We start from the raw sequence: 14,508 nt of genomic DNA on the forward strand, positions 1-14,508 counted from the left end.
CCTCGCCGGCCGCCGTGTCGCAGGCGGACCGTAGAATCTTCCGGTGACAGTTCCCGGGATCGTGCGCGCCCTCGAACAGGCCGAGTCGTTCGCGGATGCCGCGGCCGCGGCATCCTTCGATGCCGACTTCTCGCTCCCGGACGGCCTCGATGCGCCGCTCCTCGCGGCCCTGCTCGAGCGTCGGCGCGCGTCAGGCCGTCCACCCGTCCTCCTCGCGATCGCGCCGACGGGGCGTCGTGCCGAGTCGCTCGGCGTCGCGCTCGAAGGGCTCGTCCCGACGGCCGAGGTCGTGCACTTCCCGGCGTGGGAGACCCTGCCGCACGAGCGTCTGAGCCCCAGCCCCGAGACCGTAGGGCGGCGGCTCGAGGTCATCCGTCGTCTGGCGGAGCGGTCCGAGGACGCCCCGCTCATCGTGACGGCGTCGGTCCGCGGCGCCCTGCAGCCTCTCGCCGGCGGCCTTGCCGAGGTCGCTCCGATCGCGCTGACGGTCGGCGGTCGCGGCCACGAGCTGTCCGAGGTCGCGGCGCGGCTCGTCGAACTCGCGTACCACCGCGTCGACATGGTGTCGCGGCGCGGCGAGTTCGCGCTGCGGGGCGGCATCCTCGATGTCTTCCCGCCGGTGGCCGACCATCCCTACCGTATTGAGTTCTTCGGGGACGAGGTCGACCAGATCCGGGCGTTCTCGGTCGCGGACCAGCGCTCACTGCCCGGCGAGGTCCGCGAGGTCGCCCTCGTCCCGAGCCGGGAGCTCCTGCTCACCGATCAGGTGCGCGGTCGTGCCCGGCAGCTGAAGGACGAGTTCCCGGGCCTGCGCACGATGCTCGAGAAGATGGCGGAGGGCATCCCCGTCGAGGGCATGGAGTCGCTGCTGCCGGCGCTCGTCGACGATCTCGTGACGATCGTGGACTACCTCCCCGAAGGCGCGGCGATCGCCCTGGCCGACCCGGAGCGGTCGGTGACGCGCGCCATCACGCTCGGCGAGACCAATCGAGAGTTCCTCGATGCCGCGTGGAGCGCCGCGACCTCGGGCGCGAGCACCCCGATCGACCTCGGTGCGGGCGACTTCCTCACGCTGCCGAGGCTCCGAGAGGTCGCGGCCGATCGCGGTGACGTCTGGTGGACCTTGTCCGGCTTCGACTCCGGGGCGGCGGATGCCTCGGCGGAAGGGCTGCTCGACGATCTGGACGTCGCGCTCGAGGCCTCCGCCGCGATCCGCGTGCCCGGCGGTGCCGTGCCCTCGTTCCAGGGCAACGTCGACGGCGCGACGGCGCATATCGGCGAGCTGCTCGCAGCCGGCTGGCGCGTCGTGGTGGCAGCATCCGGATCAGGACTCGTGGAGCGGTCGCGCGACGTGCTCGGGGAGCGCGGGATCGCGGCGCGCAAGGTCGACGACGTGCTCGAGGCGCCCGAGCCCGGCGTCGCGCACGTCGTGGCCGCGGTGCTCGAGCGCGGCTTCGAGGCACCCGACGCGAAGCTCGCGGTGCTCACCGAGACCGAGTTCTACGGCCGGACGATCGGCGGCGACAGCCGGGTCGTGAAGAAGCTCGCGTCGCGGCGCAAGAATGTCGTCGACCCGCTGCAGCTGAAGGCGGGCGACTACGTCGTGCACGCGACGCACGGGATCGGCAAGTTCGTCGAGCTGACGCAGCGCGAGGTCTCCAGTGGTGGACGCAACGCCGTCAAGAGCGTGCGGGAGTACCTCGTCCTCGAATACGCGCCGTCCAAGCGCGGCTATCCCGGCGACAAGCTCTTCGTCCCGACCGACCAGCTCGATCTCCTGTCGCGCTACGTCGGCGGCGAGGCTCCCGCCCTGTCGAAGATGGGCGGCAGCGACTGGGCGCAGGCGAAGGGCAAGGCGCGCAAAGCGGTCCGCGACATCGCGGTCGAGCTCGTCAAGCTCTACTCGGCACGCATGGCGGCCAAGGGCTACGCCTTCGGCCCCGACACGCCCTGGCAGCGCGAGCTGGAAGAGGCGTTCCCGTTCGCCGAGACGCCCGATCAGCTCCAGACGATCGACGAGATCAAGGCCGACATGGAGAAGCCGATCCCGATGGACCGGCTGCTGTCCGGCGACGTCGGCTTCGGCAAGACCGAGGTCGCCGTGCGCGCGGCGTTCAAGGCGATCCAGGACGGCAAGCAGGTCGCGATGCTCGTCCCCACGACGCTCCTCGCCAAGCAGCACCTCGAGACGTTCACGGAGCGGTTCGCCGGATTCCCCGTGAAGGTGCGGCCGCTGTCGCGCTTCCAGACCGACAAGCAGGCACGCGACACGCTCGCGGGCCTGACCGACGGCACCGTCGACATGGTCATCGGCACGCATCGCATCCTCACCGAGAAGGTCGTCTTCAAGGACCTCGGCCTCATGATCATCGACGAGGAGCAGCGCTTCGGCGTCGAGCACAAGGACGCCCTGAAGAAGCTCAAGACCAACGTCGACATCCTCGCCATGAGCGCGACGCCGATCCCGCGCACGCTCGAGATGGCGGTCACGGGAATCCGCGAGATGTCGACGCTGCAGACTCCACCCGAGGACCGGCATCCGATCCTGTCTTACGTCGGAGCGCGCAGCGACAAGCAGATCGCCGCGGCGATCCGGCGCGAGCTCCTCCGCGAGGGGCAGGTGTTCTACGTCCACAACCGAGTGCAGTCGATCCAGCGCGTCGCCGCCGAGCTGAGCGAGCTCGTGCCCGAGGCGCGCGTCGTCGTCGCGCACGGCCAGATGGGCGAGCACCAGCTCGAGCAGGTCGTCGACGACTTCTGGGAGCGCAAGGCCGACGTGCTGGTCTCGACGACGATCATCGAGACGGGCCTGGACATCTCCAACGCCAACACGATCATCATCGACCGCGCGGACAAGTACGGCCTGTCGCAGCTGCACCAGCTCCGCGGCCGCGTCGGCCGCGGGCGCGAGCGCGCGTACGCGTACTTCCTGTACGACGACCTCAAGCCGCTGTCCGAGACTGCCGCCGACCGACTCGAGACGATCGCCGTCAACAACGACCTCGGGTCGGGCATGCAGGTCGCCCTCAAGGACCTCGAGCTGCGCGGTGCCGGCAACCTCCTCGGTGCCGAGCAGGCGGGCCACATCGCGGGCGTGGGTTTCGATCTGTACCTGCGGATGATCGGCGAGGCCGTCTCGGCGTTCCGCGGCGAGGAGGCCGAGGGGCCGGCCGAGCTCCGGCTCGAGCTGCCCGTGCAGGCGCGCATCCCGGAGTACTACATCGACAGCGAGCGGCTGCGCCTGGAGGCGTATCAGAAGCTCTCGGCCGCGGCATCCGCCACCGCCAAGGACGACGCGATCGATCTCGTGATCGACGAGCTGCGCGACCGCTACGGCGAGGCGCCCGCCGAGGTCGAGGGACTCACCGCTGTCGCGCGCCTGCGGCGTCGAGCCGCACAGGCCGGTCTCGCCGACGTCGTGGCGATGGGCCCGAACCTGCGCATTGCGCCAGCGCATCTGCCTGATTCGATGCGCGTGCGCCTGCAGCGCCTCTATCCGAAGGCCAAGCTGCTCTCCGGCGGCGAAGCGCTCGTCGTGCCGCTGCCCACGGCGGGCGGCGGTCCTCTCGGCGACGCCGACCTGATCGCGTGGGTCGGACAGCTGCTCGACCAGCTGTGGCCCGTCAAAGCCCCGGCGGCCGCCGACGCGGCTGCGTCGGCGGGCAGGTCCGCGCAGTGACCCCCGTCGTCGTCTCGTACTCGAGCTCGACCCCGCTTCACGACGCGCAGTTCGCGCAGGAGCTGCGGGACCTCGCGGACGTGGCGGGGGCGGCCGCGCGGGATGCGGGCCTCGAGGTGCGGTGGGTCAACGCCGCGGCTCCGGATGCCTCTCCCGACGACCTCGTGGCCTCGAGCGGGGGAGTGATCGTGCTCGGCGGCGCGGACGTCGATCCCACCGGGTACGGCGCGGCAGTCGCCGGCGCCTGGATGGATTCTGCGGATGCTGCCGCCGACGCCTTCGAGGCCGCGCTCATGCGCGCCGCGATCGAGGCGAGCACGCCGCTCCTCGCGATCTGCCGCGGGGCGCAGCTGCTCAACGTCGCGCTCGGCGGGACGCTCGTGCAGGATCTCGGCATCGGCATCCACCGCGACCCCGATTCCGCCGTGCTCATGGTCACGCACTCCGTCGAGGTCGCGGCCGGTACTCGACTCGCGGCCGTCGTGGGTGCGGGCCCTCACGACATCAGGTCGGGCCATCACCAGGCGATCCACGAGCTGGGCGACGGCCTCGTGGTGAGCGCGACCGCGCCGGACGGCGTGATCGAGGCCGTCGAGCTCGCGGGCGACGGGTGGGTCGTCGGCGTGCAGTGGCACCCCGAGGATCCCACGGCCGATTCTGCGCACCTCGCGGCTCTGCTCGGCGACTTCGCGGGGGCCGCGCAGCAACTCTCGACGGCGCACTGATCACAGCGCCGGTCGTCAGAATGGCGGCGGGTCGCCGTCATCGACCGAGGCTCCGGCTCTCGGCGTGAAGACGTGGTTCGGGACGAACCTGACCGCGGCGGGCGGTCGCTCGACGTAGATGCGCCCGGCCGGACTCGTCCACTCCAGAACGCCGCAACCGAGCTGGCGCACGAGCCACGCGGTGGCGTGCTTGATCATGTGGTGATGCCGACACAGGTGCGCGAGATTGCAGCACTCGGTCGGGCCGCCGTGTGCAGCATCCTTCGTGTGATCGGTGTCGCACCGCCACACGGGCATCGTGCAGCCCATCGCACGACAGTGTTCGTCCCGCGCCCGAAGGTATCGATCGAGAGTGGCATCGGGCCGGTACTTGTCCACCGCGAGCGGCACGCCGGTAATCGGATCGGTCAGCACGCGATCCCACCCCGGTGCGCCGGCCGCCAGGATCCGGGCCGTTGCAGCATCGATCGGACCGTGGCCTGCCAGCAGCGCCGGCTCGTGATCGATTCCCGCGAGCGTCAGGACGGGGACCGTCACTTGCACCCGCCCCTGGATGGCGCCGAGCGCGCCGCCGTCGCCGTGAGCGACGGGCGAGCCCGTGAGCAGGAGATCGGCGAGGACGTCGGCACGAAGCTGGTCCATCGTCCGTGCCCGTGCGGCTATGCCGTCGGTGACGGTCGGGCCGGTGTGCACGACGTCGCCTGGCTGTTCCGAGCGATCGACGTCATCGGTGTCGCCTCTTCCGAGTTTCGTGGCACCGCCGCTGTCCGCCGTGACCTGAGCCGAGAGCTCGGCATCCTTCACATCGCGTGCCATCTGCGTGAGGCGGTCTTCGATCGCGTATGCGAGGACAGCGGGCAGATCGGCGAGAAGTCTCGCGATGCCGTCGTCTCGCGGAATGACTCGCACGAATCGATCTGCCTGGCTGCGCGCGATGCGCTCCTCGACCGAGCCCGGGTCGACACGTGCAGCGATGGCCTTTGCGACGGCACGCAGTCGTGCCGGAGACTCCGTCTCGGCCGCCTCGAGAGCAAGTGACTCGAATCGCGCCCGCGCCGCGTCGTCGTCGATCATGGAACCGGCATCCAGGATCGCACCCGCATGGCCGGCGTCGATGTCGCCGGCCTCCCACGCGCGCAGCGTCGCAGGCAGCCGGGTCGCGAGCATCACCGCGTCGCTCATCCGACCCTGGACCGTCCGATCGCTCAGACGCATTGCTGCGGCGAGCTCGAAGGCCACTTCGCGCGCGGGCAGATCGCTCTCGCGCAGACGTTGACCAGTCGCGCGCCGTTCTGCAGCGCGGTCGGCGACGAGATCGATGGCCTCGCTGAGCAGGCGTGCTTCACGGGCTTGCAGCGTGGCCGTCGCCCGGCGGGTCTCGACGACTTCAGTGACGAGCGCGTCCAGAGCCGGCCACGCACTCGGCTGGACGCCGGATTTCATGTCGTGCCCCACGATCACTCCCGCAACGGGCAGAGAAGGCCTCTGCGACGGTCGAGCGCATAGTGGGCACGTGCGCTGCTTCTGCAAACAGTGTAGTACAAAGATTCGAAATGAGAAATAGGACGGTCCTGCACTCTTCGTCATTCATCTCGACCACTCCGCGCGACCGAGGATGGCGCGTCCCCGACGCACGAGTCATAGTTCTCGTATGAGCCTGTCGAGGCGCGTGCTCCTCGGACTGTCCGTCGGTGCGCTTGCGGGTGCTGCCGTCGGACTCGTGCTCGGCCTGATCGCGTACCCGCCGACCGCTTGGTTCGCCGTGATCGAGGTCGGAGTGCCTGCTGCGATGCTCGGTGCGGTGACGGGACTCGTCGTCCACGGCATCATCGTCGCTTCGCGCGGCATCCGCTCGCGCCCTGGACCGGTCCGCCGCCGGACGTGACGATGGGCCCCGCGGTCGCGCCGCGGAGCCCATCCTCAGATGCGCACACCCGCCGCTACGACTGGCGCCCTTGGCCCAGCGACTCCTGGTAGACGTCCGCGTAGGTGGCGGTGTCGCCGATGAGGTCGTCGCAGAACGCGGCGACGTCGCTGCCGGTGACCTCGAGTACGCCCTTGCCGGAGGCCGCGCCCTCCTCGAAGAAGTCGACGAGGTCCGCGAGGAGCGTGCCCTCGGTCAGGCTGACCGGTCCCACTTTGAAGAGGTACTTCTGGATCTCCTCGTAGACGATCCGGTAGTCGGGCGGGAGCGCATTCACCCGGGCGACATGCGCACGCCACTGCTTCTTGCCTTCGATGATCTCGTTGATGCCCACGTCAGCCTCCCAGCTGCGAGAGTCGCCTCGCGACGTTCCTGTTCAACTGCGCCCGCCACCGGTCGCGGTACGTGCGGCGATTCGCGCCGCCGGCGAGTGCCTCGCAGAACCCCGGGATGTCGTGGCCGAACACCTCTTCGATGCTCAGACCGTCGCCGGCGGTCTCCTCGAGGAGTCCGAGCGCGCTGTCCGCGATCGGCGTGAGGTTCCGGCCGGTGAAGTCTCCGTATGCGAAGAGCTGTGTCGTGATCTCGCTCCACGCGGCCCGGTACTCGGGCGGGAGAGCGCCCGCTCTCGCCTCGAACGCCTTCCAGTCCCTCGTCAGATCGCTGCCGGTGATGGTCTCCCAGAAGTTCATCCTTCGCCCTCCTTGAGCTTGTCGATCCGTGATGTGACGTACTGCCACTTGGCCCAGAATCGCGCCAGCTCGGCGCGGCCCGCATCGTTCAGCGCGTAGAACTTGCGGGGCGGCCCCACGCCGGAGGGCTTCTTCGCGACCTCGACGAGGCGGTTGCGCTCGAGCCGCAGCAGGATCGTATACACGGTCCCTTCGACGACGTCCGTGAAGCCGAGCTCGTTCAGGCGTCGAGTGATGGCGTACCCGTAGGTCTCTTCCCCGGCGATGATTTCGAGCACGCAGCCCTCGAGCGTGCCCTTGAGCATCTCGGTCAAGTCATCCATCGCAAGTCCTGTCTCGTCGGTATAAAGTGCTACCGAGTACCGGTACAAAGTAGCACAGAGTACCGGCAGGTCCGTTCAAGGCGCCGAAGAAAGGGCCGGAGGATCCGCATCGGATCCTCCGGCCCCGAGCCGTTCCTCGAAAGTCAGATGACGCCCTGCGCGAGCATCGCGTGCGCGACGCGCTCGAAGCCGGCCGAGTTGGCGCCCACGACGTAGTCACCGGCGTGGCCGTAGCGCGCCGCCGCGTCGAACGCGGAGTCGTGGACGTTCTTCATGATGGCGCGCAGCTTCGCCTCGCTGTCGTCGAACGACCACCGCTGGCGCGCCGCGTTCTGGCTCATCTCCAGCGCCGACGTCGCCACGCCGCCCGCGTTCGCGGCCTTGCCGGGTCCGAAGAGGACGCCCGCCTCCTGGAAGGCCGCGACCGCCTCGGGGGTCGAGGGCATGTTGGCGCCCTCCGCGACGGCGCTGACGCCGTTGCCGATGAGGGCCCGCGCGTCGTCGAGGTCGACGTCGTTCTGCGTCGCCGAGGGGATGGCGATGTCGACGGGCACATCCCACGGCCGCGCGCCCTCGATGAAGCGCGCGCTCGGCCGGCGGGCGGCGTACTCGCTGATGCGTGCGCGGTCGATCTCCTTGACCTGGCGGAGCAGGTCCACATCGATGCCCTTGTCGTCGACGACGTAGCCGGACGAGTCGGATGCCGTCACCGGAAGCGCCCCGAGCTGCCACGCCTTCGAGATCGCGTAGATCGCGACGTTGCCCGAGCCCGACACCGAGACACGCTTGCCCTCGAGCGACTCGCCGCGGACGGCGAGCATCTCCTCGGCGAAGAAGACCGCACCGTAGCCGGTCGCCTCGGTGCGGACCTCCGCGCCGCCCCACTGCACGCCCTTGCCGGTGAACATGCCCGACTCGTGGCGGTTCGTGATCTTGCGGTACTGCCCGAAGAGGTAGCCGATCTCGCGCGCGCCGACGCCGATGTCGCCGGCCGGGACGTCGGTGTGCTCGCCGAGGTGGCGGTAGAGCTCGTTCATGAACGACTGGCAGAACCGCATGATCTCGGCATCCGATCGCCCGTGCGGGTCGAAGTCGCTGCCGCCCTTCGCGCCGCCGATGCCTTGGCCGGTCAGGGCGTTCTTGAAGATCTGCTCGAAGCCCAGGAACTTGATGATGGAGAGGTTCACCGAGGGGTGGAAGCGCAGACCGCCCTTGTACGGGCCGAGCACCGACGAGAACTGGACGCGGAAGCCGCGGTTCACCTGCAGCCGCCCCGCGTCGTCGACCCACGGGACGCGGAAGAGGATCTGCCGCTCGGGCTCGACGAGGCGCTCGACGATCCCTCCGTCGACGAACTCGGGGTGCGCCTCCAGAACGGGCGCGATCGAGACCAGCACCTCGTGGACGGCCTGCTGGAACTCGGGCTCGTTGGGATTGCGGGTGAGGACGGTGGTGAACACATCGTCGACCACGGAGGGCACGGCAAGGAGGGTCTCTGTCACGGTGGAGCTTTCTGTACAGGGGAGCGGCCGGGGGGAAGCCGTTTCCAGCCTATGTCCGCCACCTGAGCCGTCTTCCCAGATGACGAGGCGGCGCTACGCTGGCACCGACCCCGCAGGAGGCATGATGCAGTTCGAGCACCTGGGTGTGCGACCGCGGATCCATCCCGAGGCCGTCGTCGCTCCGACCGCCGTCATCAGCGGCGACGTCACGATCGGGCCGGGCGCGCAAGTGCTGCACGGCGCCGTCATCACAGCCGAGGGCGGTGCCATCACGCTCGGCGAGAACGTCATCGTGATGGAGAACGCGCTCGTCCGCGCGACTTCCGTCAACCCCGTGCACATCGGCGACCACGTGCTCGTCGGTCCGATGGCGAGCATCAGCGGCGCGACGATCGCCGACGAGGTGTTCCTGGCCACCGGCACGCGCGTCTTCAACGGCGCGAAGATCGGCGTTCGCAGCGAGGTCCGCATCAACGCCGTCGTGCACCTGCGCACCGTGCTGCCGCCCGAGACCCTCGTGCCGATCGGGTGGGTCGCCGTCGGCGATCCCGTCCAGATCCTCTCCCCGGAGCGCCACGACGAGATCCAGGCGGCGCAGCGCGAGCTCGACTTCCCGGGCTACGTCTTCGGCCTCGACCGCGAGACACCCGACCTGATGGTGCAGCTCACGGAGCGCTACGGGCGAGGGCTCGCGCGCCACGCGCACGACGTCCAGATCGGGTGAGCGGATGCCGGAGGACCCGGCATCCCGTCACCTCCAGACCGCGCCGCACTCCCTGCACGCGAACTCGATCTCGAACCCGACGTCCTGAGCGCGCACTTCGGCACTCCGCTCGAGCTCGACCGCGAACCAGTCCGGCTCGATGGTGCGCACCTCCAGCGAGGCGCACACGGGACACGTCTCGACGGCGACCGCGCCGTCCTCCCACGTCCTGACCATGGCCCCCACGGTACGCCGGGGCTCCGCGGGGGCCAGGAGCGACTCGCATGTCAGCCGGTGTTCTGCAGGCCCGCCGCAACGCCGCTGACCGACAGCAGGAGGAGCCGTTGCAGGTCGGGATCGGCGGGCGCGCCCGTCGCCGCGGCATCCCGCAGTCCGCGCAGCGCCCGCAGCTGCAGGAACGACAGCGCGTCGACGTAGGGGCTGCGCAGCTTCACGGCGCGCTGCAGCACGGGCCGGTTCTCGAGCAGCTCGTCGCCGCCAGCGACGCGGATGACCCAGTCGCGCGTCAGCTCGAGCTCTCCCATGACCAGACGCGCGAGATCGTCACGATCGCCGAGGTCGAGGTAGCGCTGCGCGATGCGGCTGTCGGCCTTCGCGAGGCTCATGGCGACGTTGTCGATGAGGGTGCGGAACAGCGGCCACTCGTCGTACGCGCGCCGCAGCAGGTCCTCGTCGCCGACGGCCTCCAGCGCCGAGCCGAGACCGAACCAGCCGGCGAGGTTGATGCGCGCCTGCGTCCACGCGAACACCCACGGGATGGCGCGGAGGTCCTCGAGCGACTCGACCGAGAGCCCGCGCCGCGCGGGGCGCGAGCCGAGCGCGAGCAGGCCGATCTCCTCCATAGGGGTGACCTGCGCGAACCACGGCGCGAACCCGGGCGCCTTGACGAGGGAGAAGAAGCGCTCACGGGATGCCGCGTCCATCGTCGCGGCCGCCTCGGCGTACCGCTCGGCGGCGTCGCGGTTGCGCTGTTCGATCGACGGCGCCGACGCCAGCAGCACCGCCGCCGCGACCTGGTCGATGTGCCGCATCGCGATGGCGGGGTCGCCGTACCGGGCGAAGATGACCTCGCCCTGCTCGGTGAGCTTGAACCGGCCGTCGACAGAATGCGGCGCCTGGCCGAGGATCGCGGTGTTCGCGGGGCCGCCGCCGCGGCCGAGCGCGCCGCCGCGGCCGTGGAAGAGCGTCAGCTCGATGCCGTTCTGCTGCGCCCAGGCCGAGATCGCGGCCTGCGCCTCGTACAGTGCGAGCGTTGCGGCGACGGGTCCGACGTCCTTCGACGAGTCGGAGTAGCCGAGCATGACCTCGAGCCGGCGATCCGTCTGCTCCAGGCGGTCGCGGAACTCGGGGTGCTCGATGACCTCGGCGAGGATCCTGGGCGCGGCCTGCAGGTCTGCGAACGTCTCGAACAGCGGCACGACGTCCAGGACCGGCACGGCTCCGCCGCCCTCGGCGGCGTACGCCGCGAGGCGGTGCACGTTGACGAGGTCCTGAGCGGACTGGGTGAACGACACGACGTAGCGTCCCGCGGCGCGCGGTCCGAGCTTCTGCTGGATCGCCACGATGCTGCGGAAGACCTCGAGCACCTCGAGCGTCTGATCCGTGCGCGGGCCGCCGGCCTCGAGATTCTCGAGCGCCTTGCGGTGGACCGCGGAGTGCTGGCGCACCTCGAGCTCGGTCAGATGGAACCCGAACGTCTCCACCTGCCAGATGAGCTGCTGCAGGTGGCCGTACGCCTGACGGGGTGCATGCGCCTGCGCGAGCGAGTCCTGCACGATCCGCAGGTCCGCGACGAGGTCCTCGGCGCGCGTGTAGGCGATCCGCGCATCGCGTCGGGCCGTCGCCGCGATCTTGCGCGTGATGAGGAGCATCGTCCGGCGGTGCGGCTCGTTGGGCGACCGCTTGGCGATCTCGGCCGCCGCCACCTCGTCGTCGTTCACGAGACGCTGAAGGAGCAGCTGCAGGTGCGTGCTCGGGGGAGTCGACGCGGCGTCGAGCGTGAGCGTTCGGCCGATGCGGGCCGCCGTGCGCTCGAGGCCGATGAGGACGTGCTCGCTGGCGATCTTGGCGGCCTTGCGCGTGATGGAGGCCGTCACGAACGGGTTGCCGTCGCGATCGCCGCCCACCCACGACCCGACGCGGACGAACGGCTTGACGATCGGCGCGCGCGAGCCCGCGGCGGGGCCTTGAAGGGCGTCGTCGACCCGGCGGTACACGTGCGGGATCGCGGTGTAGAGCGTCTCGTCGAAGACCTCCATGACCGACCTCACTTCGTCGGTCGGCGAGGGCTTCTCGGGCCGCAGGGGAGCCGTCCGCCACAGCGTGTCGATCTCCTCGATCATGCGGCGCTCGGTGCGGCGCTCGTCGGCGCCGTTGCGCAGGACCGTGTCCAGCTCGTCCAGGAGCGAGGCGAGGCGACGGATGCTGCGCGAGACGGCGCTGCGGCGGGCCTCCGTGGGGTGCGCCGTGAAGACGGGGTGGAACCGCAGCGCCTGGAGGCGCTTGAGTGCGGTGTCGTCGCCCACCTCGGCGGAGAGTCGCACGAACGCGGCCGCGACGGAGTCTGCGGCATCCTCCCTCTCGGGCCGACCGTCGCGTTCGCGGAGCACGCGCACGCGCTGGTGCTCCTCGATGAGGTTCGTGAGGTGGAAGTAGACCGTGAAGGCGCGCGCCACTTCGTCGGCGCGCTCGATCGTGAACGAGTCGGCGATCTCGGCGGCGCGCTGGAACGCCTCGGGCGTCTCGTCGGTGTAGGCCTGGATCGTCGCGAAGCGCAGCCGCTCGACGTCGTCGTACAGGCCGGGCGAGCCGCTCTCGCGGAGCACGCGGCCCAGCAGCCCGCCGAGCCTGCGCACGTCGGCACGCATCCGCTCCGGGATCTCCTGGCCTGCTTCGTACCGTCCGACGAGGTCGATGGCCTCGGTCCTGGTGAGTTCGGGCATGGCTTCAACGGTAACGCCGCGGTGTTTCCGACTCGTCACGTGTGACGCCGAGCGCGCTCGCTAGCATCGCTGTCGGAGGTTCCGTGAAGCTGCTGCGCTCTGCCCGGTTCCCCGCGATCCTGCTGCTCATCGCGGCCGCCGCGGGTCTCATCATCGCCAATTCGCCCATCGGCCATGACGTCGTCGAGTTCTCGCACGTCCACCTGGCGGTCCCCGGCACAGGCGTGGACCTGTCGCTCACCCACTGGGTGTCGGACGGGCTCCTGGTGCTCTTCTTCTTCGTGGTCTCCATCGAGCTGCAGTTCGAGCTGACCCGCGGCGAGCTTCGCAGCGCGCGGCGGGCCCTGCAGCCCGCCCTCGCGGCCGCGGGCGGCGTCATCGTTCCGATCGGGATCTACCTGATCGTCGCTGCGGGGAGCGGATTCGAAGAAGGCTGGCCCATTCCCACCGCGACCGACATCGCCTTCGCATTGGGCGTGCTGGCAGTCTTCGGCCGAGGTCTTCCGTCGAACGTCCGGATCTTCCTGCTCGCCCTCGCGATCCTCGACGACATCGTCGGCATCATCTTCATCGCCGTCCTCTTCGCAAGCGATCTGCAGTTCGGGATGCTGGCAGCCGGCCTCGTCACGACGGCTCTCTTCGGCGCCCTGAGCCGCCTCCTGCACCTGCGCGCGCGATGGTGGATCGCCGCGGCGCTCGTCGTGCTCGGGGTCGCGACGTGGATCTTCATCCTCCTGTCGGGTGTCCACGCGACGATCGCGGGCGTGCTCCTCGGGCTGGCGATGGCGCAGAGCCCCGCCCTGCTGACGCGGCACGTGCTCGAGCCCTGGGTCAACGGCGTGGTCCTGCCGCTGTTCGCGTTCACGGCGGCGCTGGTCCCGATCCCGGCCCCGGGCTCGGGCTTCTCCATCGTGTTCTGGGCGATCCTCATCGCACTCCCCGTCGGAAAGCTCATCGGGATCGCGGGGGTCGGCTGGCTCGGTCAGCGGCTCTTCGCGGCATCCCCGGATCATCCGAAGCTGGCGTTCGGCGACCTCCTCGCGGCCGGTGCGCTCGGGGGGATCGGCTTCACCGTCTCACTGCTGCTGGCGAATCTCGCCTTCGCGACCGAGGAGGCGATCCGCGACCAGGCGATCCTCGGCGTCCTCGCGGGGTCGCTCATCGCGGCGGTCCTGGCGTCGACCGTCGTGGCATGGCGCGCCCGGCATCACCGCAGACTCGCGCTGACCGCGAAGGAGGAGTCATGACCACCGATCCGCTCCGCGAGGCCGCCGACACGATGCGCGCCGTCCGCGACCGCTGCGTGTGGACACAGCAGATCGACCACCGGGCGCTCGTGCCCTACCTCGTCGAGGAGAGCGCCGAGCTCATCGACGCCGTCGAGGACGGCACGCGAGCCGACCTGCGCGAAGAGCTCGGGGACCTGCTGTGGCAGGTCCTGTTCCACTCCGAGATCGCCTCGCGCGACCTGGACGACCCGTTCGACATCGACGACGTCGCACGCGGGCTGACGGAGAAGATGGTGCGCCGGCATCCGCATGTCTTCGGGGATGCTGTCGCCACGACGCCGGAGGAGGTGCTCGTGCACTGGAACGCCGCCAAGGCCGCCGAGAAGCGCACCCGCACGAGCGTCCTCGACGGCGTGTCACCCCACATGCCCTCGCTCGCGCTCGCCCAGAAGCTCGTCGGCAAGGCCGCCTCGGTCAGCGCCCCCGACCCGACCTCGATCCCCGAGCTTGTCGAGGGGTCGAACCCCGTGCCGACCTCGGAGGCAGAGCTCGGCGACGCGCTCCTCGCGCTCGTCGCGGCGGCGCGCGCGAACGGCTGGGACGCCGAGCGCGCGCTGCGCGAGCGTCTCCGCAGCCTCGAGCGCAGCATCCGCTCCGCGGAGGCGGATCCCACACCCGGTCGTTGAGCGAGGGAGCGAAGCGACCGAGACGAAACGCCCCGGACCGACGATTCACGAAGGCTCGGTGCGTTTCGTCTCGCTCCGCTCG

The 14,508-nt window shown here is 70.2% G+C and carries 13 protein-coding genes; 6 read left to right on the top strand and 7 right to left on the bottom strand.

Going from position 1 to position 14,508, the window contains the following annotated elements; genetic code table 11:
• Positions 1-43 precede the first annotated feature (43 nt).
• Positions 44-3,679 carry a transcription-repair coupling factor gene (gene mfd, locus ABZ477_RS00170; RefSeq protein ID WP_360126052.1) on the top strand — a complete coding sequence of 1,212 codons (3,636 nt, stop codon included), beginning with the start codon at positions 44-46 and terminating at the stop codon, positions 3,677-3,679.
• Positions 3,676-4,404: a gamma-glutamyl-gamma-aminobutyrate hydrolase family protein gene (locus tag ABZ477_RS00175; RefSeq protein WP_360126055.1), complete on the top strand. Its 729-nt coding sequence runs from the start codon at positions 3,676-3,678 to the stop codon at positions 4,402-4,404. The genes mfd and ABZ477_RS00175 overlap by 4 nt, the downstream gene beginning before the upstream one ends.
• Before the next feature lie 15 nt (positions 4,405-4,419).
• Here the strand turns inward: ABZ477_RS00175 and ABZ477_RS00180 are convergent, their stop codons facing one another.
• A complete protein-coding gene (locus ABZ477_RS00180; protein ID WP_360126058.1) occupies positions 4,420-5,847 on the bottom strand; it encodes a DUF222 domain-containing protein in 1,428 nt (475 codons plus the stop codon).
• A gap of 208 nt (positions 5,848-6,055) precedes the next feature.
• Between ABZ477_RS00180 and ABZ477_RS00185 the strand changes: the two genes are divergently transcribed.
• Positions 6,056-6,289, top strand: coding sequence for a hypothetical protein (locus ABZ477_RS00185; RefSeq protein WP_360126061.1), 234 nt, complete (start codon positions 6,056-6,058; stop codon positions 6,287-6,289).
• A gap of 55 nt (positions 6,290-6,344) precedes the next feature.
• Here ABZ477_RS00185 and ABZ477_RS00190 read toward each other — a convergent pair whose 3' ends face one another.
• The 4 genes from ABZ477_RS00190 to gdhA all read right to left on the bottom strand — a co-directional run bounded on the left by ABZ477_RS00190 (position 6,345) and on the right by gdhA (position 8,824).
• Entirely contained in the window at positions 6,345-6,662 is a 318-nt protein-coding gene (locus ABZ477_RS00190) for a DUF1048 domain-containing protein (RefSeq protein WP_360126064.1), read from the bottom strand.
• A gap of 1 nt (position 6,663) precedes the next feature.
• Positions 6,664-7,020: a DUF1048 domain-containing protein gene (locus ABZ477_RS00195; RefSeq protein ID WP_360126067.1), complete on the bottom strand. Its 357-nt coding sequence runs from the start codon at positions 7,018-7,020 to the stop codon at positions 6,664-6,666.
• Positions 7,017-7,343 carry a PadR family transcriptional regulator gene (locus ABZ477_RS00200; RefSeq protein WP_360126070.1) on the bottom strand — a complete coding sequence of 109 codons (327 nt, stop codon included), beginning with the start codon at positions 7,341-7,343 and terminating at the stop codon, positions 7,017-7,019. Before ABZ477_RS00200 ends, ABZ477_RS00195 begins: the two co-directional genes overlap by 4 nt.
• Before the next feature lie 143 nt (positions 7,344-7,486).
• Entirely contained in the window at positions 7,487-8,824 is a 1,338-nt protein-coding gene (gene gdhA / locus ABZ477_RS00205) for an NADP-specific glutamate dehydrogenase (RefSeq protein ID WP_360127853.1), read from the bottom strand.
• Between the two features lie 145 nt (positions 8,825-8,969).
• Here gdhA and ABZ477_RS00210 point away from each other — a divergent pair, with 145 nt between their 5' ends.
• Positions 8,970-9,569: a gamma carbonic anhydrase family protein gene (locus ABZ477_RS00210; protein WP_360127855.1), complete on the top strand. Its 600-nt coding sequence runs from the start codon at positions 8,970-8,972 to the stop codon at positions 9,567-9,569.
• A gap of 27 nt (positions 9,570-9,596) precedes the next feature.
• Here the strand turns inward: ABZ477_RS00210 and ABZ477_RS00215 are convergent, their stop codons facing one another.
• Together ABZ477_RS00215 and ABZ477_RS00220 are read right to left on the bottom strand one after the other, a co-directional pair.
• The gene (locus tag ABZ477_RS00215) at positions 9,597-9,785 is read right to left on the bottom strand and encodes a hypothetical protein (RefSeq protein WP_360126073.1); all 189 of its coding nucleotides are present in this window, start codon (positions 9,783-9,785) and stop codon (positions 9,597-9,599) included.
• A gap of 50 nt (positions 9,786-9,835) precedes the next feature.
• Positions 9,836-12,511 carry a phosphoenolpyruvate carboxylase gene (locus ABZ477_RS00220; RefSeq protein WP_360126076.1) on the bottom strand — a complete coding sequence of 892 codons (2,676 nt, stop codon included), beginning with the start codon at positions 12,509-12,511 and terminating at the stop codon, positions 9,836-9,838.
• Positions 12,512-12,594: 83 nt separating this feature from the next.
• Between ABZ477_RS00220 and ABZ477_RS00225 the strand changes: the two genes are divergently transcribed.
• Positions 12,595-13,758 carry a Na+/H+ antiporter NhaA gene (locus tag ABZ477_RS00225; RefSeq protein WP_360126079.1) on the top strand — a complete coding sequence of 388 codons (1,164 nt, stop codon included), beginning with the start codon at positions 12,595-12,597 and terminating at the stop codon, positions 13,756-13,758.
• On the top strand, positions 13,755-14,426 hold the full coding sequence (locus ABZ477_RS00230) for a MazG family protein (protein WP_360126082.1): 672 nt from the start codon (positions 13,755-13,757) through the stop codon (positions 14,424-14,426). The genes ABZ477_RS00225 and ABZ477_RS00230 overlap by 4 nt, the downstream gene beginning before the upstream one ends.
• Positions 14,427-14,508: the final 82 nt, after the last annotated feature.

This window comes from Microbacterium sp. NPDC019599 (assembly GCF_040632175.1).
GTDB lineage: Bacteria > Actinomycetota > Actinomycetes > Actinomycetales > Microbacteriaceae > Microbacterium.